General features: G+C 48.0%; 21 protein-coding genes. 3 read left to right on the top strand and 18 right to left on the bottom strand.

Translation table 11 applies throughout. From position 1 onward, the window contains the following. A partial coding sequence (locus RIB93_RS16695; RefSeq protein WP_446373858.1) for a helix-turn-helix domain-containing protein occupies window positions 1–176 on the bottom strand: 176 nt, incomplete at its 3' end. 681 nt (window positions 177–857) lie between these two features. Between RIB93_RS16695 and RIB93_RS16690 the strand changes: the two genes are divergently transcribed. Then, entirely contained in the window at window positions 858–1,859 is a 1,002-nt protein-coding gene (locus tag RIB93_RS16690) for a DMT family transporter (RefSeq protein ID WP_446373856.1), read from the top strand. Window positions 1,860–1,977: 118 nt separating this feature from the next. Here the strand turns inward: RIB93_RS16690 and RIB93_RS16685 are convergent, their stop codons facing one another. From RIB93_RS16685 to RIB93_RS16630, 12 genes are all read right to left on the bottom strand, one after another. Beyond that, window positions 1,978–2,778, bottom strand: coding sequence for a DUF5829 family protein (locus RIB93_RS16685; protein WP_446373855.1), 801 nt, complete (start codon window positions 2,776–2,778; stop codon window positions 1,978–1,980). Between the two features lie 104 nt (window positions 2,779–2,882). Then, complete coding sequence (locus RIB93_RS16680; protein WP_446373857.1) at window positions 2,883–3,374, bottom strand: DNA-binding protein; 492 nt, start codon at window positions 3,372–3,374, stop codon at window positions 2,883–2,885. A 324-nt stretch (window positions 3,375–3,698) separates the two neighbouring features. Further along, a complete protein-coding gene (locus RIB93_RS16675; protein ID WP_446373854.1) occupies window positions 3,699–7,625 on the bottom strand; it encodes a PatA/PatG family cyanobactin maturation protease in 3,927 nt (1,308 codons plus the stop codon). 176 nt (window positions 7,626–7,801) lie between these two features. Continuing rightward, a complete protein-coding gene (locus tag RIB93_RS16670) occupies window positions 7,802–8,755 on the bottom strand; it encodes a LynF/TruF/PatF family peptide O-prenyltransferase (RefSeq protein WP_446373853.1) in 954 nt (317 codons plus the stop codon). 52 nt (window positions 8,756–8,807) lie between these two features. Beyond that, window positions 8,808–9,725 carry a LynF/TruF/PatF family peptide O-prenyltransferase gene (locus tag RIB93_RS16665; RefSeq protein WP_446373852.1) on the bottom strand — a complete coding sequence of 306 codons (918 nt, stop codon included), beginning with the start codon at window positions 9,723–9,725 and terminating at the stop codon, window positions 8,808–8,810. Between the two features lie 273 nt (window positions 9,726–9,998). Next, window positions 9,999–10,223, bottom strand: coding sequence for a microcyclamide/patellamide family RiPP (locus RIB93_RS16660; protein WP_446373851.1), 225 nt, complete (start codon window positions 10,221–10,223; stop codon window positions 9,999–10,001). 182 nt (window positions 10,224–10,405) lie between these two features. Further along, window positions 10,406–10,819, bottom strand: a complete 414-nt coding sequence (locus tag RIB93_RS16655) for a hypothetical protein (RefSeq protein ID WP_446373850.1) — start codon at window positions 10,817–10,819, stop codon at window positions 10,406–10,408. Window positions 10,820–10,863: 44 nt separating this feature from the next. Further along, window positions 10,864–13,197 carry a TOMM precursor leader peptide-binding protein gene (locus tag RIB93_RS16650; RefSeq protein ID WP_446373849.1) on the bottom strand — a complete coding sequence of 778 codons (2,334 nt, stop codon included), beginning with the start codon at window positions 13,195–13,197 and terminating at the stop codon, window positions 10,864–10,866. A 185-nt stretch (window positions 13,198–13,382) separates the two neighbouring features. After that, on the bottom strand, window positions 13,383–13,598 hold the full coding sequence (locus RIB93_RS16645) for a cyanobactin biosynthesis PatC/TenC/TruC family protein (protein ID WP_446373848.1): 216 nt from the start codon (window positions 13,596–13,598) through the stop codon (window positions 13,383–13,385). Then, window positions 13,595–13,933, bottom strand: a complete 339-nt coding sequence (locus RIB93_RS16640; RefSeq protein WP_446373847.1) for a hypothetical protein — start codon at window positions 13,931–13,933, stop codon at window positions 13,595–13,597. Before RIB93_RS16640 ends, RIB93_RS16645 begins: the two co-directional genes overlap by 4 nt. 43 nt (window positions 13,934–13,976) lie before the next feature. Next, complete coding sequence (locus RIB93_RS16635) at window positions 13,977–14,213, bottom strand: cyanobactin biosynthesis system PatB/AcyB/McaB family protein (RefSeq protein WP_446373846.1); 237 nt, start codon at window positions 14,211–14,213, stop codon at window positions 13,977–13,979. 122 nt (window positions 14,214–14,335) lie between these two features. After that, window positions 14,336–16,324 (bottom strand): S8 family peptidase, encoded by a 1,989-nt coding sequence (locus RIB93_RS16630; RefSeq protein WP_446373845.1) that lies wholly within the window; start codon window positions 16,322–16,324, stop codon window positions 14,336–14,338. An 860-nt stretch (window positions 16,325–17,184) separates the two neighbouring features. Here RIB93_RS16630 and psbX point away from each other — a divergent pair. Continuing rightward, complete coding sequence (psbX, locus tag RIB93_RS16625) at window positions 17,185–17,304, top strand: photosystem II reaction center protein PsbX (RefSeq protein WP_446373844.1); 120 nt, start codon at window positions 17,185–17,187, stop codon at window positions 17,302–17,304. Between the two features lie 318 nt (window positions 17,305–17,622). Next, window positions 17,623–18,444, top strand: a complete 822-nt coding sequence (locus tag RIB93_RS16620; protein WP_446373843.1) for a Ycf66 family protein — start codon at window positions 17,623–17,625, stop codon at window positions 18,442–18,444. A 178-nt stretch (window positions 18,445–18,622) separates the two neighbouring features. On the opposite strand, the gene RIB93_RS16615 is transcribed toward RIB93_RS16620, so the two are convergent. The 5 genes from RIB93_RS16615 to glgA form a co-directional block, all read right to left on the bottom strand. Then, window positions 18,623–19,234 carry a hypothetical protein gene (locus tag RIB93_RS16615; protein ID WP_446373842.1) on the bottom strand — a complete coding sequence of 204 codons (612 nt, stop codon included), beginning with the start codon at window positions 19,232–19,234 and terminating at the stop codon, window positions 18,623–18,625. Window positions 19,235–19,325: 91 nt separating this feature from the next. Beyond that, a complete protein-coding gene (locus RIB93_RS16610; protein WP_446373841.1) occupies window positions 19,326–20,963 on the bottom strand; it encodes an S-layer homology domain-containing protein in 1,638 nt (545 codons plus the stop codon). A gap of 634 nt (window positions 20,964–21,597) precedes the next feature. Then, window positions 21,598–22,836 carry a sensor histidine kinase gene (locus RIB93_RS16605; protein WP_446373840.1) on the bottom strand — a complete coding sequence of 413 codons (1,239 nt, stop codon included), beginning with the start codon at window positions 22,834–22,836 and terminating at the stop codon, window positions 21,598–21,600. Between the two features lie 23 nt (window positions 22,837–22,859). Continuing rightward, the gene (locus RIB93_RS16600; RefSeq protein ID WP_446373839.1) at window positions 22,860–23,234 is read right to left on the bottom strand and encodes an Hpt domain-containing protein; all 375 of its coding nucleotides are present in this window, start codon (window positions 23,232–23,234) and stop codon (window positions 22,860–22,862) included. A 292-nt stretch (window positions 23,235–23,526) separates the two neighbouring features. Then, window positions 23,527–24,963 carry a glycogen synthase GlgA gene (gene glgA / locus RIB93_RS16595; RefSeq protein ID WP_446373838.1) on the bottom strand — a complete coding sequence of 479 codons (1,437 nt, stop codon included), beginning with the start codon at window positions 24,961–24,963 and terminating at the stop codon, window positions 23,527–23,529. Window positions 24,964–25,013 lie beyond the last annotated feature (50 nt).

Below are 25,013 nucleotides of genomic sequence, written 5' to 3'. Positions count from 1 at the left end.
ATGTATTCAGATCGGAGTGAGCAAGCGTTAATTTGACAGCTACGGGATCTAAACCAATCTCTCCGCTCTACTAGCGCATAGTTGTATACACGGCGGTTTTGCTCTAACCAATCTTCAAAGATGGCTACTTGGTTTTTTGTTGGTTTAAGTTTGAATTCGTAGGTTAGATTAAACACTTTGCATCACCTCCTGACACCATTATACAAGCGTTTTATACATCGTCAGGACGTTTATTAAAGCTGCCCTAAAAGGGCGGGGCTTTAGACCCAGATTGTCCGGTAACTCCCTTAAAAATCTCTATCTGTCCAGTAATTCGGTTTACGTTGTAGATGCATTACAGCTATCACCACAATTCTCTGATTTTTTATTTGATTTGATAAATAATACCATAGGGAAACCCCATCATACGGCAGCGCCTTGTGTTAGCTGATAGTTTTGCTGTTCATCTGGCGTTTCTTTACTGTGCCGAGATATCCCCTCAATTTTAACGGTGATCCCAGGTTCTGATTAAAATAATACGCCTGTTCTATATCAGAAGCAACTTGGTGAAATGAGTAGTCTTTCTTGGAATTCAACTATTTTAAGGAATACGGTGTAATGTGAAAAAATATTAAATTAAATAACAAAATACAAAATAATAGCCGTTTAAGTCGCTCTGAAACCTTAAGATACTTAGTAGCGTTAGCTAAAAAGTAAAAGCTTCTACAATCCAAAATCTCAAGGAAAATTCTCCTCGTTAAAAAATCTATTGATAAAAATGTCTGTGTAATTGGCTCTAGGATAAAGGATAATTAAGGAAATTTATCGATTATTTTTATCAGACTTATAACGATCAAGTTACTTTCTCTTAACTTTAAATGATACAGAAAACTCAACCCTTACACTTATCCCGATCTCAGCTCAACCCTAGTCCAACGATGATGGCTCTGTTTGCCATATTCACCGCCATCGTCGCTTTATCCCTGGCGGCTATATTTATCCGATTGAGTGAACGGGAACTCGGTCCATTTGCCACTATCTTTAATCGCTTCTGGATTGCTTTTCTAGTCTTATGGGTGTTTAACCAGTGGAATAAGGCGCGATCGCACAACGATGAAAAATCCTCTGAACCTCAGTCAGAGCATACCATTCGTGATTGGCTGATGTTGCTCTCGGCGGGAGTAATGTTCTGGGGATGTTTGGCACTTTGGGCATGGTCTCTTACCCAAACTGGTGTGGCTAATTCCACCATCCTGCACAACCTGACTCCCTTGTTTACGACACTGGGAGTATGGTTGATATTCGGTCAGCGTTTTGACAGCCAATTCCTAATTGGTTTGGTGATGGCAATGGTGGGAGCAACCGCCCTAGGACTTGGTGATTTACAAGTGGCAACCGATAATTTTGCCGGAGATATTGCCGCCTTGTTATCTGCCCTGTTTTCCGCTGCGAACTTGATGCTGATTGAAAAACTGCGTGCCAAGTGGGATGCCACAAACATTATTATGTGGTGCTGTTTAGTGGGAACGGTGGTAACGTTTCCCGTTGTTCTGTTAACGGAAGACATATTGTTCCCGATTTCGCGTTCAGGATGGTTATCGGTTATCGGTTTAGCCATTGTCTGTCAAGTTGTCGGTCAGGGACTTCAGGCATATAGCCTCAAACGCTTGTCTTCTGGATTAGTCGGTGTGTTCCTGCTTCTTGATCCCGTACTAGCGGCGTTGGTGGCGTGGGTTCTGTTTGCCGAACACTTAAGTTTGTTTAACGGATTCGCGTTTGCTGTAGTTTTAGTAGGCGTCTATGTGGCTAAATCGAGTCACTACGCCTCTCAAGTTATGGCAGAAGACTCCCCGCCAGTGCTTTGTGTCGCTGGGAAGTAATTCTTTCTGTTCATGCTGGAAAACCTCTCTCCATCCCCCCTTGCCCCCCTTTGAAAGCAGGGGGGTATAAAGAAAGGGGGTTAGAGAAAGGCTTTGAATTCTCCACCTTTTGAAAGAGTTATCCAAACTGCCAAATTGCCAATTCTCTACCGACAGTTAACTGAGCATTGTTCCCGAATGTGAAGGTTTTTTCCGGATGCGGTTGGTCTTTGATTGTGCAAACAACTTGGCGGATTCGATACCTTGGCGCACTATTCTGGGATACTTGTACCGTAAAATCATCAGCACGATAGGTGGTCATATCGCCTACGTCAGATGAGTGATAGCCCAAGGCTTGAAGCAGTAATGCGAGTTCCTCGTGTTCCGATATAGTCAATTCAAGCTGAATTTCTGAAATGTCCTCAAATAAAGAGGTTTCGGAAGTATCCAAGGTTTTCAGATACGCCGCACGGTCAAAGCAACCCTCAGGGGTAAGTTTGATGTGTTTGTACTTTAAATAATCCTGATGAAATTCCATTAACCATGCAGCGAAGGCTTCTCTCTCGGATGGGTTGAGGGTTAAGTAATCAAACCAGGGGACTGTTCCAGATTCGGTTTGACGAACTCGCAAATCAGAAAACGTTTCTTTTGCGCCTAAGGCTCTTAATTTTTCCGCTACAGTATCAATTTGTCCGCCTTGTTGAGTATTGAACCCAATACCCGAAAACCCTTCCTTCAAGCCTTCAGCACCTCCTGGAGGAAACAGTTCAAGATAGGCATAGTTTCCCCTAAGATAAATTCCCGACCAAAGTTCTGTATCCGTTTTTACGGTATCTCTGGAGACTGTGCAGAATTCTTGGCTAATGAACTCAGATTGGGCGATTGATGCTAGGGTTTCTGGGTCGAGGGTGACATATAAATGGTTAAATTCTATTCCCATAGTTTGGCGTATTGAGCTTAAACCCAGTTACATTCTATTATTATGTCCCGGACTGGATATCACCCCATCGACGCGATCGCCTATTCATAGGGGACTTGGATCAATCAGCCAGAGCCGTCTTTTTGCCAAGAAATCACCCTGACGTCGTAACGGGTTTCAATCCAGACCTGAGCACCACAGATGGGATTATCGGGACGATAAATGACACGGCATCCTCCCGGTATTTCCACTTCATGACCATAGACATTCGTATTGCTGGTTTTGTCTCCCTGGTCTTGTTCCCCAGTCCCCTGTTTGCCGCGCCACTTCTTCACCGTAATCACCGGCTGGCGTAAGTCGTCCTTTTTATTTTTATTGGAGCGAATTCTTTGTGAGTTAACGTGAATAATCGTTTTCGCCGGCTTTCGGGGATTGCGCCAACGAGGAGTAGGACCTCTAGTACCTCGCTTAATTATGGGTTTGCCGTTAAATAGAGGCATTAACCACATCTTGCCCGTCTTGTAAGCACCTTCGACTCGACCCGCCAGGAGCAGGGCTCTCAGTCGAGCTGTGGAGATATTTAAAAGTTGGGCTGCTTGAGTTGTACCAACGATCATGTTCACTATAATGATACCGTAATAGTTTTGAGAAACAGATTTACTACTGGGTTTGCCCGATATTATAACTTAACCCCAGCCCAATAAACTTTTCTGGTGGGATTGCGATCGCAACAGGAAAAGTTGAACCAAGAATAGTTTTCAATCATCGCGTTGTGGCAAGAGGGGGAGTAGGGGCGGGTTTTACAGATAACGTTTTGTTGATGTCGGATAGCTTGACTAAACCCGCCCTTCTAGAGGGAGCTAAGTAGGTGGACATAATTAACGTGAACGGTGAAGATCGTCATTCGTCATTCGTCAGCTCGATCTAACTTATCAATGGGTTCATCTCTTTTTCCCCGGTATTGACCAGCGTTTGATCCGACCAATGGTGACGGGCATATTCAGCGCCACATCTAGGGTAAACCGGAAGACTCGACGCGATCGCCGACCGTTTTCGGGGTCAAAGAAGATGAGTAGTACATCCCAGCAATCGCTGTTAATTCGGCAGTAGGGGCTTTTCTTCACCTCAATCGTGTCCAGTTGACGCCCGGAGGCGATCGCTTCGGCAAAGACGGAGGCGGATTGGAAGATGTTGGTGGCGGCGAAATTCAGGGCGCGATCGCGTGAGGTTTGTCCGAGGTTACGTAAGTCGTGGTAGACGCGATTCAGGAAGGCGCTTAGGGCTTCCCGGATTAGGGGGTCTTGGTCGGGGTCAAATCGGTTACTAATCGCGACTAGGGCAGCATTTACGAGGGCGTTAACCGTCCAGCCATACATCCCGCGCACGTTATGTACGGTGACCACAGGGACAACTTCCCCAGAAAAGAGTTCCACCGTGCGGGTGGTGCGGCGAGCAGGTACACTGATCCGCTCCACAAAGTCATCGCTGGTTTCTGGTTCCAATTGCCCTGCTAACATCTGTAGGAACATTTCATAAATATCGTCGGCAAAGGGTCCTTTGGGTTCTAAGACATAGATGGTGTTTTGATCCAGGTTAAGTGTCCAGATCAGGGAGCGCCCTTCGTCGGGGTAGCGATCTAGGTGTTCCAGCATTTGGCGCGGATCGTAGGGATCTGGTGGGACGATGATACCGTCAACTTCGGCAGGTGCCATGAGTTGTTTGAATGTATCGCGGCGGGCATCATCGCCAAAGTCGTAGCCGATGGTGCCCAGGGCGTATACGTGACCGGAATGGGCGGTGCTGGCTTCAACGGTGGCAGACTCGGAGAGGGGGGGAGGTGTGGTATCTATTTCGAGGCTTGCTGCGGCAGCGGTGGCAGGTTGCACGGCTGTGTTTGTTGTCGCGGCGGCGAGGCTGGCTGGGGCGGTGGTGGCGGTAGGCATGGCATAACCAGGGCGTTCGGTGCGGGTTACTTGATCGCCAGCAAAGGAAATCGTGATGGAAGGTTGTCCAAATAGCAGCTTCATCGCACCAGGAATATTTACAAAGCCGCGTAGACAGCGATCGGGTTCTTCGACAACATCGGGGTTGCAGGGAATGGCGGTGTTGAGCAGTGCCATGCGGATGGCTTCGGCATCGACGGGTTTGCCTTCTTGCAGTTGTAGGCTCATCAGTAGGGCGGAAATGCCCGTCATTACGGGAGCTGCCGCGCTGGTTCCTGTCTGGCGCACGGGTTTTTCGGTGCAGGGTTGCGCCCCTAGAATATCTTCACCCGGAGCGAGGATACCTTCTTCTCCATTGTTGCCGCTCCAGTTGCTAAAGTGGCACGGCGTACCATCGACTTTTGCGGCTCCTACTGCCAAAGTTCCCGGCAGCACAGCAGGCAGACACCAGCATTCGTTTGAATTGTTCCCTACTGGCGAGACAATCAAAATATTGTTGTCAAGACATTTTTTAATCGCTTGAACAAGAATCTCTTCCCCTTCACTGGTTTGGGTGGGGCGACAAAAAGCACAGTGGATAATATTTGCACCCAACTCTAAGGCTAACTCAAAGCTACGCGCAATATTAAGGGGAGATATCACATCGTCATAGTTTCCCAGAGCTAGGGCATCGTGGGGCATATTGATTACCCGGCAGCGGGGAGCTATTCCAAAAACAGGGCTATGCTCTTGCCCCACGATGATACTGGTGATGTGGCAGGCGTGGTCATTGAGTTCAACCCGCGTCCTGACATCTTCTGGGAAGGCAGCGTTAAGTGCATCTTCTTTTTCTGTACCCTTCAGCCCCTTGTCCCTGATTGCTTGGTGGGTGGCATAATCTTGGGGGCTGATTGGATCGGCTGGTTCATGCCAGTAGGGGAAAACTTTTGAGACTTGGGCGCCTTCAAAACAGGATAATGTGTAGTCTGGGTCGCCGTCTAGAATTACAATCGTGATTCGGGGGTCGCCCAAGGTTTGGTTGTGAAGTTCAGCGAGTCCGGGGATGCGATCGTCAAGGTCATGGGGGTGGAGTGCCAATGGTATTGGGGTGGCAGAACTCTCAATGTCACTGGCTGAAACCGCCGCTGACTCTATTTCACTTTCCACACTCTCGGATTCCACCTGGCTATCCCCAGCTTCTAGTCCTGTGGGTTCAGATAGAGATGGGGTTAACCCAGATTCAGCAGAATCTGATGCATAACTTGATGCGTCCAGAGTATCAGTTGGACTCTCTGAAGGGTTCAACTCAACCGCTTCAGCCTCAGTTTCCTCAACTGGCGCTGAGGTATTTTCCGACATTTCCCCAGCCTGAGTCGGTTGAATTTCTGCCTCTAACCCGGCAGGCTCAACCTCACTTGCCCACATTTCTGCTACAGCGGACTCAGGTTCAGCCTCAACTCCATCCCAATCAGTCTCACTAGCCGAGAGCGTTGCATCAGTTAGCTCTTCTGAGTCATCAACCTCACTTAACTCCAGCCCACTCGCTTCAACATTTTGGTTAGGCAGCGATCCAATTGCAAATTCTCCGACAATCGACTCTTCCACATAGTTGAGAGCCGCCACCTGACCAAAAGCATCATCGTTATCCGCAACCCCCAGCGCACAGGGAGCCAGACCCATATTGGTTGCTACCAAGTAAAAGTTTTGCTGTAGCACCCCGACGTGCTTAAGCAGCAGTGCGTAGCCGGCAGATCGATAACCGCGAAATAGCCGACCAAACCGTGCCGTAATCACCAATAGCACTTGTGGGCTAAAACGCATACGAGAAACGTCATAACCGACCAGAGCAAAAATGTCATCCTTCGATTCAACAATCTTTTCTAGATGGTGATTTAGTGGATCGTAATGATATAGTCCTTGACCCAAGCCGCTGCAGCATCGAATCACTGGGTAAATCTCTAGCTCATACATTGCACCGCCGCCGGGGTAAGGGCGATGGCTTACATCACCATAGTCGTCTTCTTCAGGAAATACAAATACGTCTTTGATACGAGCAGTGCGATAAAGCAATTCACTCAGTTGCTCGATCGCGATCGGGTGGTTGTCATCATATTCTCGAATAGACTGCCGTGCTTCGATTGCTTCCGTGAGCGTGGCATCATTACACATCAACGCCCCCAAATTTGGACGTGGCAGTGGCACAATCTGGTCGCTCATGGGTGGCTTCACAAGGGGGAAATCCGACCACTGCTCAATACACTTGTTGTATCCAGGGTAGTCATGGCGACCCAATCGGCTGCGGCTATGAAACAGCAGGTTATGAAAGTCCCAAAGTTGAAGCGAGGGGGGTTCCGGGTCAGCCGTCAGAAACCCCGCAGCCCATAACAGGTTGAGGAACTGATAGGCGGTTTCGGGTCCCAGGTAGGGCGGTGGCGTCAGTGCCCCTAACGTTTGGGGTTGGGCAAGTTGAGCTAGGATCGCACTTGCCCGCCAGTCGAGCAGCTTAACCCGAAACTTCGACAGGGGGGACTCCAGCACCATTGTGCCGTCGTAGGGATGCTGATAGGCAAAGCGGGAGAGGGTGATACGGGTTTTTGTCCAGTAGGGTTCGCTTGGATTCAACTCGGCGGAATCCACCATCGGAATCGCTACGGCTAGGGGCGGTACGGCGTAACTCAACCAACCTCGCTCATCCAATTGTTTTAACATCAGGGCGAACTGTTCCCTCGCTGCCCCACCATCGAGTTCGGCTAACCCTTGCATGAGTGATTCGGTGGTGGTGTTGCCCGCTTTGAGATGATCAAGAACCATACTGATTCCGGGGGTTGTGGCAAAAGTTAGCCAAGCCGTCGGATCAGTTTCTGCTGATTGCAGGGTGTAATGGTCTTCAGTGCTTGTGACTTGGATATCGGGATTCAGGGAAACAGCGAAGGGGTGATTGCTCATGGTCAGGGATAATGGGAAACGATGATTGGGTAAGTGAGTCAATATTTTTAAATTAGCCCTCCCTTTTTAATGGGGGTTAGAGAAGATTATACAGGTATATTTTTTGTCAGAAATTACTTTAACTCTCCCCTTTTTAAGGGTATTAAATATTCTATTCCCCTATTCTTACCTGTTTATCACTCTGATCTGGGGTAAGCTTGACAGCTATCCCTTCGCGTATAAAAAATACAGAAATTTTCTAAGCGACTTTTTTCTAACTCTTTTTCCGTAACCGTGACAGCAGCATCTACAAGACAATCTTGATTTTTGATAAAGCCACAGATTCTCTCCCCTAAACCATTAAAGTAAAATAATGTAGATAGCTTTTTAGCATCATCGTCTATAAAGTAAAACCACAAGATCGGCTCTGTATAAACCTGAGAATAACTTAAAATTATTAGCCTTGACTTTCTAAATAGATCATTTACTTTTTGTGAAAAGTTTTTTTCAATATAAGGGGTAAGATAATTTCCTTTTGTTCCTAATTTTCCAGATATTGCTGGCGCACCAGCACATATTTCAATAACACTACGACCATCAAAAAAAAGCTCAAAGCCAATCATAATCGTTTCTCTAATGAGGATTTGTGTTAACTCCTCTGGGTAAAATTTTTGAGTCAGAGTCATTGCTGTTCTCACTAACTCTTCAGGATCTTGCTCGAAATCGAGATGAAAATATAGACTAACACTTGAGTTTTTGATGTTATTATCTAGATGAATACCAATAGAGTTGTTGACAATTTTACGAGAGTTAAAGTGAATTGCACAAAATTGCTCGAATGCCTGACGCTTAATTTTAACTCCCAAGTGACTTTCCAGTTGATCTAAAAATTTAACTGTATAATTGAGACATTGTGGCCAAACTACACCGATATCATTACAAACTTCAAAACGTCCCGCCCAGAGTTGATTACCCTCTACCTTACATGAAGGTTCAACACCACAAGTCCCTTCGATTTCCAGAATCGCTTCTTCAAATAATGGGATAGGAAAAACCGATTCCACATCAAATGCGTCTAAGTGAGAACGAACAATCTGAAGACGACGTTCTCGCAAGTTTATCTGTCGTAATGATTGATCTAAAAACATCATCTTTTCTCATCTAAGTAAAATCATCAAGTTCACTGTCACTAAGCCCAAGTTTTCAAACACATTTTTTACGATAGTAGAATCTAAATTCTTCTAACTTGCTTTTTTCTAGCGCTTTTTCAGTGACACCTACGCTAACAGAACCATCCACTTCAGTATTTTTACAAAAACCATAAATTCTATCTCCTAAGCTGTTAAATAAAAAGCTTTCTTTTATGTCTTTTAGTTTTTCAAATTCAAAATATAAAACTGGCTCACTATTTGCTTTAGAAAATCCAGCCATTAACATTGTGGCTTCATTCATTAAACCAATGATTTTTTTGGAGAATTTTTTTTCTATATAAGGGCGGAGATATTGACCTCGTTTCCCCACCATTGGCTGCGGTTCTTTTCCACTACAGCAAGTGTAAAATTCCAAGACACTATATCCATTCAGAAAAAAATCAAATCCAATCATAAAGCAGTCCTTGAGAAGCACTTCCATTACTTCGGGCGAATATGACCCTTTATCAAGCGCCAGTGCCGTCATAATTAACTCATCACAATCTTGATCTCCTGCTAACTGAATATGAATTTTAAGACTAGAGTCTTTAAAGTTGGGACGTAGATCAATCCCGAACAGACTAGCTGTAATTTTATTAGAATTAAGATGAACTGCTAAAAATTGCTCTAACAATTTACGATCCACGGAAATGCCTACTCGAGATTCAACAGCATCCAAAAACTTCAAGGACTGTTCTATTGACCGGGGCCAATTCTCTATCAAGGCATTAAACCGACTTGCAAACAGTGTATTTCCTTCTACCTTGCAAGATGGCTCAATTCCTGAACAACTGTCCAAATTAACAACTGCTTGCTCAAAAAGTGAAAGAGGAAACACCGGCTCTACATCAAAAGCCTCTAAATGTTCACGAATCACTCGGAGTCTTTGCTCCTTGGACTGAACATTTTGAAGGGGACTAATTAGACTCATAGTTATTAATTGTTCTCTGACTAGGGTTATAGGGTTGTATAGAGTTGGCTCAGATGGCTATAGGTCAACCCCATCTCAATCAAATTTAATGAGAGAAAACCTTGCCACTGAACTAACGAAAAATGGAGATGTGGCAGAGAACTAAAACAACCTTGCCGACAAATTGTGATGGCTGTTTAGAGAATCTTTGACCCCATCTCCACATCCCATCATGTCCTTCTCGGGCGAAGGAATTTGAGCAAATACCACGCTTCGAGAAAAGACTAGATGAGATTACTCGGCATCGTCATAGGCACAAATGCACACAGTACTAGAAGAAGCTTCAGCCCCATCATAGGCACAGATGCACACAGTACTAGAAGAAGCTTCAGCCCCACCACTGAGAGCTTCCTCAGAGAGTTCAGCCAAGTGGCTGGGGAGTTTACCCGTGGTGGTACGGAACACGGGCTTGCCTTGTTGGGGCAGAATGTTTTTCTTGTCCATTGGACTAATCCTCATATTGTTGTTTACTTTGTTAACCCGTTAGGGTGGGTGAGTCCCCTTCCACCTTGCGGCGAAGCTTGTTAGTTGGCACCTGGTTTGAAGGGAATGATCAGTTGCCAATCAAATTCTTAAATATCTGGTGGGTGCCAATTTTCAGCCACCCAAATTCGGCGTGATGGGGCAAGATTGGAGGCGCTTTAGCGCCCACTACGAATGCTCATATCGCGGATGGGCTGCCCTCGCCACCGTAAGATGGCACAGGCATGAGCTTTTTTGAGCATGAATCGATCCGCTGCCTGGGAGAGTTCCTGCAATTCCTGTTGCTCTGCTTCTGAGAGTAAGCCCTCCTGATGGCGTTCTAGCAGGGTGATATGGCGTTCCTGTTGCTCCAGAGGACTCTGGCTTTGGGCAATTTGCCGCAGAGCTTCAACGCTTAGAGTTGGCAGGGTTAACAGTTCACTCCGAGCTTCAACCGGAGCCGTTTCAATCGCCGGGGGTAAATTGCCGGTGATGCTTTGAATCACTAGATCTGACAACGGTTGGTTCATCAGTTCTGCCAGTCGAGACAGGCGTTCAACGGCAGATTCAGGCAGGTCGATGGTGAGTTCCATGATGATATTGATCGGTATCAAAACTTACAGTGTAAACACAAGTCTTAAAACGGGATATTCATCGGGTTCATCTGTGCCTCAGCCAGGGGCACCGTTCGCCACCCCAACTTCACAGGCACGTCATAGAGCCGCCCTGGACCCAACCGCAACCATAAGCCTCGCATTCCCGGTATAATCACCTTGACCACATTCAAACCGATATCCGGTCGCGTCTGGTCTAGCACCAGGGTTTCTAGCCCTACCCCTTGGGCAATCTCCACACAAGTCATCACATCGGTATAGATGTCATCACTCCAGCGTTTGGGGTAATCCTGGGCAGTCTTCAGGGGCTGGGATGCATCGGGGACTAAACAGGGATGACTGGTTCGAGTCACTCCTAGCAGCCAGTCTTTCGACTCACCCTGAAGCTGATCATCAGGAATTTTGTCCAGTTCCAGCCCAATTTGATTCACCTCAGTCAGGGCGCGAAGAATGGCAATCTTCGGGTCGAGGTGGGCGCCAAACCCAATCGCGATGCGCTCTGTTCCCACCGTGCGATAGGACAACCCCGCAAATGCCGGAATTCCCATGTCCGCCGTCAAATCCAGCACCCAGATTTCCCGGTTCTGTTTCTGGTAAAACTGCTGCAACTGGATAAAATACGGCTCATCAAAGCTGCTCAAATCTACCCCAGGGCGGCTCAATTGGTTGTACCACCACAGCGCCACACTGTCCCGCTCCACCAGTTCCAGAAACCCTTGTAAAATTGCCTCTTCTAAGGTGTTACCTGTGGCATTCCCATTGGAATCCGCCTTACAGAAACGCTCGGCGTCTGGCATGGGGTAGTGGTAGTAGCAAAAGGCAGTAGGGAGATACTTGTGCCCCTGCTGTGTCAACGACCAAACTGGTGTCCAGTCAATCGCTTTACTTGGATCAAACCGATTAGGAATCCAGCGATAGGCGGCGGCTGAACCCTGAGCATTTAACTCCTCCCGGTTAGCATATTGGGCGTCGCTAAAGTACAGCAGTGACTCCGGATGAAATGCCACGTCTCCCAGTTCCGCCAGGGTAGCCCGTTTCCGGGGTTCATCCCCCTGAAAGATACCCGAATACCGTTCCACTGCCTCACACAACCCACTCGCCCGGGATTGGCTATCAGTTTTGCCTTTACCAGAACTCTTGTGTTTTAAGGTATTCCGCAGCCCCCGCAGGGAGGTGGTACTACCAAAGCTATGCCCCGCTTTGTAGGTATGCACCAAGGGATTCGCTGGGTCAGAAATCCGCACCAGTTCCGTTACTACCCCCGTCACCGGACTAACTAGATGCTGGTATCTCTGCACCGTCTGTTCTGGGGTAGTCGCACGATGACCGCCATCGCTGGTGAATTGCTTGGGACGCGACTCCAGATTCAGCGGCTCAAACCCCCGCCGTTGCAAGAGTCCCGCGTCACCACAGGTGGAACATTGGGGACGCTTAATCAGGATATGACGTTTCAACTCCAGAATCGTCTGATTGAACGTGATAATCGTACCCTCTAGAGTGGGGAAGTATGCCGTTTCCGATGTCGTGGTATTGATATAGTGCTTAACCACCCACTTAGCAATCTCTGTCGCCGCCAACTGTAACCCAGTTTGCCGAGTTGAGGGTAGCGTCGCCCGTGCTGTGGGAAAGCAACTCAGCATCCCCTGACCATTTTGACCATTACGCTGCTGCTGTGCCTGTTTTTGCCGCAACACCGAGGACTCCACTTCCCGGTTGCCCCGCATCCGATGAGCAAGACAATGCCAACACCCCGTCTGCCCCGGCACAAACACTGGACCCAACCACAGCACACTCCCCACTGGCTTCACCAGTAACCAAGGTTGCTGACGCTCTAAAGCCTGCTGGTTAATCGCCCCTAGTTCCGGTTGTAAATAGTCATCCGTTAAGACAACATTCAGTGCAATTGGCGAATCCGTCTCTGTGGCAGGTGCCACAGCAATACCTACCTCCCCCAGAGCCGCTTTCAGAGCACTCACCGTCACCTCACTAATCCCCTGACCCACGGTTGTCAGCGTCACCGACTGCTGTAGCCCCTGTGCCGCCACAGGCGGAGCAATCCCTAACTCACTCCAAAATGCCGCCACCTCTGGGGATAGCTCCGGCGCCGCCTCAGTTAGATACCCCTTCTCTGCCAAACGATTGAGCACATAGTCGATGTAGTCTGGCGGGACTTCCCCATCCAGCTTTTGGACAATCTGCTCGATGGTGTACTGCCCATTTAACAGGGGCAGAATCTGGCAGTAGAGTTGTCCGGTGAGGGCATGGTTGCCCTGTTCCCCCAGGAGATACACCTGCTTCGGCTCAATGATCTCCACATGGAAGTGGGGCTTAATTTGGGGCAGTGTAGTGGATTCCATAAGTAAAAAGTCAATTGTAGGGGCGGGTTTAGCCGTTTAATTTTGGTATTGACCGATAAGCTCTCAACAAAACCCGCCCTTTGTCAAAAGAGGGGATATTTGGTATCGTGAATGTTACCGTTTTTCCGGAAGATATCCCGTAGGGTGGGCAATGCCCACCCGCCTCATCTGAGCGTGCCATTCGGTTAAGCCCAGATACGACCCCGACGGAAAGACTTGGATTTGCTCCCAGATTTTTTTGCCTGCTCCCTAGCGTAGCTCCACCAGTAGGAGTAGTCTTGTAGCCCAGTCATCGAGGTCGGCACGTAGGACTTTTGGGGTTCAGACTGAGGCGTCTGGTTGGCTGGAGGGGCGTCTGCCGCCTTATCTTCAGAGTTTTGGCTGCTCGATTTCTTGCTCATGTTAATCTCCTTATAATAAATAGGGGTCTGGCTACCACAAATAATTTGCTCAAGAACTGCCGCAAAATTTGTTGGCGCATCCGCAGTTGAGCCTCAGCCACTCCACATTCTTTTGTGAGGTAGGTTCGCAGTGTTCGCTTAAACGCCGTCCCGCGCCATCGCCCTTCAATTCCTAGCCAAACCACCCGCAGATCCGCCGGACAGTTCGTCTCGGCTGCGGCAATCGCGGCTGCCACCGCATCACTGACGGCATTGGCAACATCTTTCATCGAAGGACTTGTATCCATCAGGATCACCAAATCAACGAGTGGTATTGTGCTAGCGGAATTACTCATAGGGATACTGACGTCACCTTTACTTCTCAAGCCATTGACCGAATTAAAAGAAGCTTCCCATGCCGCCAAAGCCACCCCAACCCTGGCTAGCACTTGAGTGCATCACTTGGTTAAAACTGCGGTTGGCATAGGCGGACGGATCATTATAGTTAGCGCCATGGAGCAAATCCATACGAATATGCACCAAATCTTCGAGCCGACCATTTTCCACATCCACGCATAGTGCTGGCTGGATGAAATGGGGACGTTTAACGGGGGGAGATAGTATAGGAAGTCGCATCGTTTGGCATTCTCCGGATTAATGAATAGAGTGAACAGCAATGTATACTGCTTCGGCGTTTATCGTAGGGGCACGGCACTGCCGTACCCTAAGCCCAACCCTCACCCAAAATTGGCTGTCCCTTAGTAAGGGGAAGACCAAGACCGGACTTCGCCCAAGGTAACCGGAACCAGGTCACTCACATCAATCGTAAATCGGAAAATCTTCTTGGCACGACGATTATTTTCTGGGTCAAAGAACTTCAGCTTCACATCCCAACAGTCGCTATCCATCCGACAGAAGGGACTTTTCTCAACGGTAATACTATCAAGTTCCATCCCCACCGCCACAGCTTGGCTAAAGGTTTGCGCCGCTTGGAAGGCATTGGTGACCGAGAAATTAAGGGCGCGGTCTTGGGAGGTGGTGCCCAAGTTGCGGAGGTCGTAGTAAATCCGGTTGAGGAAGCCATCCAACGTCTGACGGATACGACCTTCATCAGCACTCCCAGCCTCCGCTTGTACGGCGTCCATCGCCGCACTCACCAAGTTGTTCACCTTCCAGCCGTAGATGCCCCGGGTTCCCAGGGGTTCAATCACGGGGACAACTTGACCGGAGAAGAGCTTAACCGTGCGCTTGGTTAAAATACCCGGAATACTGACGCGCTCAACATATTCAGCATCATTTTCAGCTTGGATTTGACCTCCTAGGAGTTCGTGGAGAGCACGGTAAGCCTCCACCGCAAAGGGACCCGTGGGTGCGATCGCATAAACTGGAGTCAGTTCAATATTAAGCGTCCAAATCAGCGATCGCGCTTCTGACATATTAGTCGCCAAGTAGTCCACCATCTGGCGGGCATCGTAGGGGTTAGCCGGTACCATCGTCCCCTGAAAGTCAAAGGGCGGCATCAGTTGCTTAAACGAGTCCCGACGGGCTTCTGTGCCGAAGTCATAGCCCAGAGTTCCCAAAACATAGACGATTTCACCCATAGAGGGGATCTCGCTGGGGGCTTCGCTGGCGGTGACGGAATTGGCAGTAAGATTGGGCATAGCAGGTTGTTGGGGTACAGAATTCATCAGGTCTTGCAGGTTAGGAGTGTTTGTGGGCATTGCCCCTGGGGGTGCAGACGGGGCGGACTCAGGGCTTTGGGCTTCCGTCCCACTCGTCAATCCTCCCCCACACCCGCAACCTGCGCCTTCCACGCCTGCTTCATCAACGGTGGCTGCATCAACGGCTGATGCAAGTTCCTCTGGCATAGTTCCTCCTGTTAGTAACGTTACAGCTCCAGATATGTTGAGTTTGCCCGCCAGACACCGCTGGGCATCAGCGGGCAGGTCAAAGTCACAGGGTAATGCACTCTGCAACAACACTTGACGCACTTGTTGGGGGTCAGGGGTTTCCCCCCGTTCCCGTTGCAGACTCAGCAGCAGTGCCGCCACCCCCGACACAATCGGCGTGGCAAAGCTTGTACCACTCAGCGTCTGAGTTCCCCCACCGGGTTTTGCCCCCAAGACATCTTTGCCGAGGGCAAGAATGCCCTGGGTTTTATAGGTGTCACCCCAGTTACTAAAGTCCAAGGGCTGACCGTTGGCATCCATGGCGCCAACCGCCAGGGCAGCGGGCAGGGCGGCGGGGACATGGAGACATTCACAGCCATTGTTACCCGCTGCCGCAATCAGCAAGACGTTTTCCTGCTCACATAAGCGCACGGCATTCTCCAGCCAGCCATCGGCTTCCCCAAAATCCGTGAGTTGACCCCCACTAATATTAATGACCTGCGCTCCAGCATTCACTGCCCGCTCAATCCCCCGCGCCAGGTCTAACTGTGACACACGGCGGCGATTATCGGAAAAGATGGGAACAATCACCCCTTTGCACTGTGGTGCAATCCCAGTCACCGAACTCCCCGGTTGACCAAAAATAATACTGGAAACATGAGTCCCGTGAACCGACATAGTGCCATCCGGGCGAGCCTCCTCATTCACCAGAGACGGCAAGCGCGTCAGGGTTTTGCCGGCAAAGCAGGGATGGGTTCGGTCAACCGGTCCATCCAACACGGCAATACAAATATCCTTTTCACCCTGGGTCATCGCCATCAACTCCGGCAATGCAGGTATCGCCAAAACAGCAGACATAAATCAGTTCGTCCTGTTGCCCTAAAAATAGCTAAACTAATCAAATTAATTGGATATAGAATGACCGTGCCATAGGAAATCATAGTTATCCCTATAGCTCAGGCTTTAACCTGTGAACTCCACTATAAATATCGGACATTCATGTTCCATTGATACTCATTGCCTCAACCTTTTTTAATTTATATCACCCTGACCTTATTTTTGACAAGTCATTTCTTTATTATTTTCAACAGTCTATTTGATTTGTACCAATAAATTTAATACCTAAAATCCAAAACTTAAGCCTGCAACCTATACTCCATAAAACTTTCAACCTCTTTGCGGTATCCAATGAATAGCAGGCGTGAGTTGTACAAATGATTTAGAAAAATCTATTTAACCCCATTTAGGGATGAATTTATATGCGAAATAACCACCTGAATTGTACAACTCAGGTAGACTGAAACCTAATCAAAATCCAGCTAAAATTCGGACATAGAAACAGAAAAATTCTTGTCCTCAATGAGTTACACCAACGGCAATAACCGTTAGCTGCCACGATTGTATATTTAGTTAAGCAAGAAACACTGTTTAACTGGGAAGTTCAACTGTTCCCCGACCTGATGTGGATTAATGAAATAGGATTATTTCACGAAGGCGTTCACCTAAGCTATACATTTGTAACAAAAATTCATATTGTGGGCATAACTTGTCAGAGCCTTAGCGATCGCGTCCAACCCATCCAACCCGTTTTACCCTAGGTATAGCGCCCAGTGTCTAGGTTGAAGCAGAAAATAGCTCTGGGTCGGAAGCCAGTTAAGGTAAAAGGTAAAATGAGTATTAAAATGATTATGAACATTAGTTACAAGGATTAAAGTTCTATGACGCCCTCATTAGCCAACTTTTTCTGGAGTCTCGTTTTGGGTGGGGCAATTGTGGTGATTCCCGCCACCGTTGCTCTGATCTTTATCAGCCAGAAGGATAAGATCCAACGCTCCTAAGCTTGAGCGGTCGTTTGGGAACCCCCCGTCAAGGAACAGGGTAGCTCAGCAGTCGCTACCCTGTTTTCCCTATCTAGCTAGCTTTTGGTCGTACAATGGGCTAATGTAGGGGCGCTGAAATAACCCGCCAGTTAACAAGTTTGCGAAAAAGCAGATACCATAAACAAGTGCAGCCTTGGAGCGCCTGCCCTATGCCTTCTTGTACCCGGCTCGAAGCCGTACAATCCCAACTGGGTGAACAGATTCACCGAATAGGAAGTTAGAGTAGAGATTTATGGGCAAAACTCGCTACCATAGGACTGACTTAGGAGAGCAGCAATGGTAAATTTTGGGCTGAACTCAGCCAGTATTCTGGGTATTTTCTTGGCAGTTGCCGGAGCAGGGCTTTATTTCCTGCGATCGGTACGTCCGGAGTTAGCACGAGATCACGACATATTCTTCGCCGCTGTCGGACTCTTGTGCGGCTTTATTTTGGTATTTCAGGGATGGCGACTCGATCCGATTCTCCAGTTTGGTCAGTTTCTGTTGACGGGTTCTGTCATTTTCTTTGCGGTTGAAACCCTGCGTCTACGAGGGATCACCACCGAACAAGCCAAGCGCAATACAAAAGTTGTCGATGACGAACGCCCCGTGAGTAACGTTTATCGCCAGGTGGCTGAGTTGGACGAACTCGAACCGATGGAAGACGAAGATCCCTACATTGGTCGTCGCCTCCGGGGAACCGCCGATTCGCGCTATAACCGCAGCGACAGGTACGAAGCCGAGGTTCGCCGTCCTAGAAGTCGCAGCGTCTCCGATGACTTCCCCCCAGAAGAGCGCTCCCGTCAACGCCGTCCCCGCCCTGTGACTCGTTCGTCAAGACCGCCTGCGGACAGATGGGAGGCTGATGTAGATAATGACTGGGATGATAGACCGACTCCCACTCGTCGTCCTCGCCCTTCACGTCCACCGAGTCGCAACCCCGAACCCGACATAGAATCCCCCCCTAGAAGAAAACGTCGTCCTCCCCAAGAATCAACGGTATCTGTGGCAGAGCAAGAGGTAGAACCCCCTGCCAGCGATTATGTGGATTATAAACCCATCGATCCCTTGGAGGACGAAGATGAAGATGACTACATGCCTAGAGGTTCAGAATACTAAATCCAATTAGGTACAAGCTGTTCGGCATTTAAACTTTAATGTCAATAATGACGAACTCCTTCCTTGGTGGGCGAGCATCTTGCTCGCTACTAATACCAATTCCAAAAGTTACAGAAGAGCGATAGTCCGCGCAGGCGGACTTTGTTTGTGTAGCTGCGACTTCCAGTCGCCATGGCAACTAATTGCTAGCCAACGCCGCATTTAACAAAATAGCGAGAACAGAACGAATTGCCCGCAGTTCTTCCGGCGGTTCCCGTAAAAACTCGAAACTACTAGCACTAATTAAAGCATTGTACGCTTCAACGACAGTCGCAAACTGATCAGGCTCAACGGTGCAACCTGCGGTCAATCGGGTTAGGCTAGTAGCTAGATTCTGAGCAAGGGTCGGATTCGCCCCAGCATTCACTAGGGCGTTTTGTATTTGATTTACTCCTGCATTAACGTTGCCCGTTCTAGTCAAAACAAGGTCTAAGTTTTCCTGGACTGATGATGGAATGGGGGATGTGTCATTCCCCACACCGGGCAAATTCTGTTGGGCAAGTCGTTCATTAACGATACAAGCGGCGTCTTGCACATCCTCTTGTATCTCAGATGTTCTATATCCGATAACGAGTTGACCACCTCCACCGGGAGCATAAGCACCGCCGGCAATGTCACTGGTGGTAATAATATTGCCCGTAACATCTGATAGGACAGGCTTGGCTTGGCTCGATGTTGTCATCGATAAAATTCCTGCTACTCCCACAGCTAAACCTAGTCCTAACTGAAATGCTAAATGTCTCTTTTTCATTCGTCTTCTCCTTATATAACTGATTTGAGTAATGGGCATCGCATTGCTATGCCCCTACGCCAGCAATAAGAGGTTAATCAATCTATCCTCTCTAGAACGATAGCCCATAACCAATCCCCAAAATGAACCGAGGCTCATCGCCCGCATTACCCGTCACATCAGCTACAGCCGGGGTAATTACCAGAGGAACACCCTGAATCGGCACAATTGAAGCGCCTAAATATAAATCTTGACCCGTCCAATCGGCGATTAAAGTAACAGGTTCTACAACTTGCAGACCAACGCTACCAAAGACATTCGTCGAACCCTCTTTATCCTCAATATCATCTTCGGAGCGGAAACGCCCTCCACCGAGACCAACAGAAGCAGTTAGGCGACTAAAGGGATCACTGGGATTTTCCCGCAAACGGAAAACTTTACTGACAACGCCATAAACACTTTGGTCACCATCCGTATTGCCCCAAACAATGGCATTCTCTACACCAACTGCCACAGCGAGGTCATCACCAATTAAACGGTGAAGTTTGAAACTAACTCCGCCATCTTCAAAGGTATCGCCAAATAAGTCATAAATTGAAACAGCGGTTTCTAGAGCAACGAGTCTCCTCGCATCACCGACGCCAAAACCGACTACCACGGCACCATCGTCTTCATTGAAAAACCGCACTTGCTCTTGATATGTGGCACCGAAGAAGATATTCCCCGTTTGAGCGCCAAAGGCTGTTGGAGTATTAATACTGGAACCCCCGCGCACAATCCGACGCAATTGCTCTTCCACAGGCGGTGCTGGCAAGAGATACTGCCGTCGCAAAGCAGCAAGTTGTTCGGGTGTCGGTGGTGGTGGTTCTTGGGCAATGGGTTCGTACCCCACAATGTAACGACTTGCCACAGTGGTGGGCGGAATTTGGGGTAATTGATTTTGGCTGACTAATGCTTGGTAAATAAAGGCAGCGACATCGGCACGAGTGGCAGTCTGATTCGGATTCAAGAATGCCACATTCGGGTAATTTACCACCATCTGGTTTACCGTTGCTGCCGCGATGCTATTTTGCGCCCAGCCCGGAATTTGAGCAGCATCCTGAAAGGTTTGATTTAATATAGCTGTGGTTTGAGCAGGAGCCGATAAATCCAACCCACTGACTAATGCCACTAGCACTTGCACACGCGGGATATTTTGATCCGGAAGGAAAATATTATTGGGATATCCTTCCATAAATCCCATGCGATAGGCTTCTTGAATGGCTTCCAATGCCCAGAAGTTAGCTGGGATATCCGAAAACTGAGTAGCTGGACGTTCCAAGGGTTGCTCAAACGCCTGACGAATCATCGCCGCAAACTGAGCGCGGGTAACGGGGGCGTTCGGTCGAAATGTTCCATCCGGAAATCCCTGAATGATTCCCCGTGAAGCTAGACCTTCGATAAAGGCTTGCGCCCAATTGCCTTGAATATCTGGAAAGGTTGTGGCTTGAACGATTTGTCTGCCCCGACTAGGTGTCGATGTCGGTGCTGTTTGTGCGGGTTGAGTTGTATTTGGGGCAGAGTTTTGGGGGCGCAGGGCATCCGCACCCAGCATGTTATTTAGGAGTGATTCTCCTAGTGAGCCTTTTTGATTGGCTGGTGGGTTGGTTTGGGCTTGGGCAATACCCTGAGGACTAGCGATGTTAGCTGCCACACTGAGTAAGGTGCTGCCCACCACTGAACCAATGACAAGATATCCCCAATGGTGCATAGTTTTGCCGATTGGCTGAAAACAACCCTTAAACCTATATCTCCTCATCACTTTTGCTATGCTCCCGAAGCTCTCGTTGTTAACTCAAAGGTACATGAGTTTTGCTGATTAATGCCTTAATTCATCTAAAAATTGGCGTGAATACTTCTGTTGTAACCCTACAGGGTTTAAGGGAAGTCTCTATGCCAATACACAACAATTGCTAAAATGTCAAGCATTATCAAACATGCTTACCGATTTCGCTTTGATCTGGTATGACACCTTCAGGCTGATTAAATGGTAATTTAACAATAGTAGCTGGCTTCGCCTAAGATGACACAGAGGTTTGAGTAAAGGGTATTCCAAGCCAATTGAATGGATATGGGAGTACCAAGGCAGGGAGAGGACATTCTTTACTGTTGCCTGTTCCCTTGATCAACTGATGTCCTAACGTATTCCTGCCATGCTATACAGTTGTTACAGCGCTTCGCGCTGGGCAATAGGCAATAGGGGGGATAAATACTGATTATATAGGGCTTTTAGCAGTTCTTCAGCCAATTGATTTGTAAATAGACCAGCGCGACCTGCTGTAATTTTTGCAAACGGGTTGCCCCTATCGGTATACAAAAGGTTACATGACATGCGTGTCTGTTGCCTAATTGGATACGGTTTTGGTTTTGATAGAGGTAGGCAGCTCAATCCGAAATTCTGTATCTTTACCGGGTTCTGAAAAACATTGAAGTGAGCCTTTATGCTGTCCGACAATAATTTGGTAACTAATGGCTAGTCCTAAGCCAGTACCCATACCAATGGGTTTAGTGGTGAAAAAGGGATCAAATATGCGAGCTTTAATGTCTGAGGGGATATGAGACCCGTTATTGGCAATGCGAATCACAACACGCTCGTTTTCTAATTGTTCTGTCCGGAGAATAATCCGAGCGGGTATTGTATGCGGTTCTTCTCTGATGGCGTCAATGGCGTTGTTCATAATATTCAGAAACACTTGATTTAACTGACAGGCATAACATTCGACTAAGGGTAAGTGTCCGTAGTCTTTGACGATCTCGATATTTAGTTCTGAAGATTGTAAGCGATAGTGCAACATTAATAATGTGTTGTCAAGTTCCTGATGAATATCAACCGATTGCAAGCCAGAACGGTTTTGCCGGGAAAACTCTTGTAGAGAAAGAACCATGTTCTGGATGCGTTGGGTTCCTCGGCGCATTGATGATAAGACTTTAGGTAAATCGTCAATGAGAAAGTTCAGATCAACGGTTTCAATTTTGTCAATAACATCGGGGGGAGGGTTGGGTGTGATTTCTTGGTAGAGATTGAGGAGTTCAATTAAGTCTTGGGTGTAGCGTTCAGCGTAACTGAGGTTACTGTAGATAAATGTAACGGGGTTGTTGAGTTCATGGGCTAATCCGGCGACAAGCTGCCATAAGCTTGCCATTTTTTCCGTTTGCACTAATTGTGCCTGAGTTTGTTGCAACTGTCGCAGGGCTTGACTTAACTGTTGAGTTAATTGGCGCGATCGCAGCCCCGCCCTGACTCGTGCCAATAACTCTTCGACATCAATGGGTTTGGAGATAAATTCATCAGCACCCGCATCTAAGCCTTGAACGCGATCGGTAATTTGATCGCGCATGGTGAGCAAAATTATAAACGTGGTTGCCAATTCTGGATCAGCTTTCACTTGCCGACAGACTTCTAGTCCATCTAAGCGTGGCATAATCCAATCACATATAATCAAATCGGGATAGAGCAATTTGACCTGAAGTAGGGCGTCTTCTCCGTTTGGGGCGATCGCGACCTCGTGACCTTGACTGGTGAGTAGATTTTTCAGCACAAGCTGAACCGTCAAATCATCATCAACCACTAAAATTTTCGCCATAGCCGATTAACCGCAATGCTATATTAGGGCAATTTGTGGGAAAGATATGATTTTACCCCTAACCTCTGACGTTCGAGTGCAATAAACAGATCGGCAGCATTGGAGAAATACTCGGCTTTTGCCTGACGCTCCAATTCAGTCGCGATCGCTTGGAGAGATGAAACACCCACATTAGCCGCCGCTCCTTTGAGCTGATGGGCGCATTTGGCGACAGTTGGATAATCATTGACAGCTTCAGCTTGTTTAATCGCGTCTAGGTTAATGCGAATAACCTCCAGCAAGGCGGCAAGCAGCTCACCTTTTAACTCCACTTCACCTAGGCTTACTTCCTCTAAGCGATCAAAGTCGATCTCGATATCGTTGGTAGAATTGATCGGTGAAAAATTCGATTCAGACAAAAAGCTTCAATTCCGATTTTTATTGGGCTGTAGTTAATTATAACCTTACCATAAACGGATCACGCTGGTGGTTCAGTGGAAATGCAGGGAAGCCGAGGGACTCCAGGTGCAGGGGGCGCAGCGAAGTCTCGTAGTTCATCTGCAAACTGAGTAAGGGCGGGTTTTGCACAAATGTTACCATCAATAGCCAACAGAAAGTCCCCAAACCCGCCCCTACAAGTATCACGAATCGCCTGTTCCCCTGAGATTCCCGACGCCTTAATTAAATCGGGGATTGGGTGAAGAAGTAAGTTTAACTGACAACACCTGTAAGGGTTGAATCTGCCTCTTGTGGTTGAACCGTTTCCTCCTCTGGCGGTAACCCTAAAACCTCTCGGTAGGTGCGGATATACTGTTTGGCTGATTTATCCCAACTGAAATTCTTACGCATACCGCGCTGCTGTAGCGTTGTCCATTGCTCTTTAAAGCGGAAACCTTCCCAAGCCCGTACCATACAGGTATAAAAGTCTAACGGTTCATAGCGGTCAAAACAGTAACCTGTCCCAGTTTGGCTAACAGGTTCATGGTGAAAAACCGTATCCACCAGACCCCCGGTGCGCCGGACAATGGGGACACAACCATAGCGCATAGAGAGCATTTGAGTAATGCCACAAGGTTCAAAGCGGGATGGCATTAGGAATGCATCACAACCCGCATAAATGCGTCGAGACAGAGCATCACTATAAAGGAGTTGGACAGACATACGACCCCGATAGCGAGATGCCAATTGCCACATTTGGGTTTCGTAGTAACGTTCACCAGATGCCAGCAATATAAATTGGGCGTCGGTATAAGCTAAGAAGCGATCAATGACTTGTAATAATAGGTCAATCCCCTTTTGCTCCACGAGGCGCGTGACCATGCCCATGAAAAAGGCATTGGAGTTGACTTCTAAGCCCACCTCTTCTTGCAGGGTGACTTTGTTTTTGCGACGTAATTCCAGCGTATCGGCGCTGAATTTTTGCTCGATATATTTGTCGGTTTCTGGGTCATAACTATCCGTGTCAATGCCATTAAGAATCCCGACTGTTTTACCACTAATGAAAGACATTAACCCTTCTAAAGTCTCACCGTATTCAGCCGTGCAGATTTGTTCTGCATAAGTTGGCGACACGACAGTCACTCGATCCGCAAATTGTACCGCTGCTGCCATTGTATTATGACCTTGCATATACCAGGGACACCAGGTTATCTGCTGTAAGCGCCAGCGCCAGGGACCTTGATACGCCAAGTTGTGAATCGTAAAGACGGTGGAAATATCCGGCGATTGGTTCATCCACACCGGAATCATGCCTGTATGCCAATCGTGGCAATGAATAATTTGCGGTTTCCAGTAGTTCCAGGCAAACTCAGCCGCGCCATTAGCAAAGAGAGTAAATCGCCAGTCTTCATCCGCTCCGGCGTAAATATGGCGTCCTGAGAAGGCGAGATGACCAAACAGATAGAGGGGGACATCGGTTCCGGGTAATACCGTTTCATAGACAGCGAATGACTCAAACATGGCAGATCCCCACCAGACAGGTTCTTTGGGAATCTCCATCTTGTCGGGTAAAAAGCCGTAATACGGCATAAAAATCCGTACATCATGTCCCAAGCGCTTCAGGAACTTAGGCAATGCGCCCACGACATCCCCCATACCGCCGACTTTTGCCAGGGGCGCTACCTCTGCGGCAACAAAAAGAATATTCATAATGATGGTTGTGTACGATGAAGTCTCAAGTAGTAATACTATCCTTCAGA

The organism is Coleofasciculus sp. D1-CHI-01, from assembly GCF_040218875.1.
Lineage (GTDB): Bacteria > Cyanobacteriota > Cyanobacteriia > Cyanobacteriales > Coleofasciculaceae > Coleofasciculus.
Note: the sequence above shows the minus strand (reverse complement) of the source record. Positions and strands in the feature narration are given on the sequence as shown.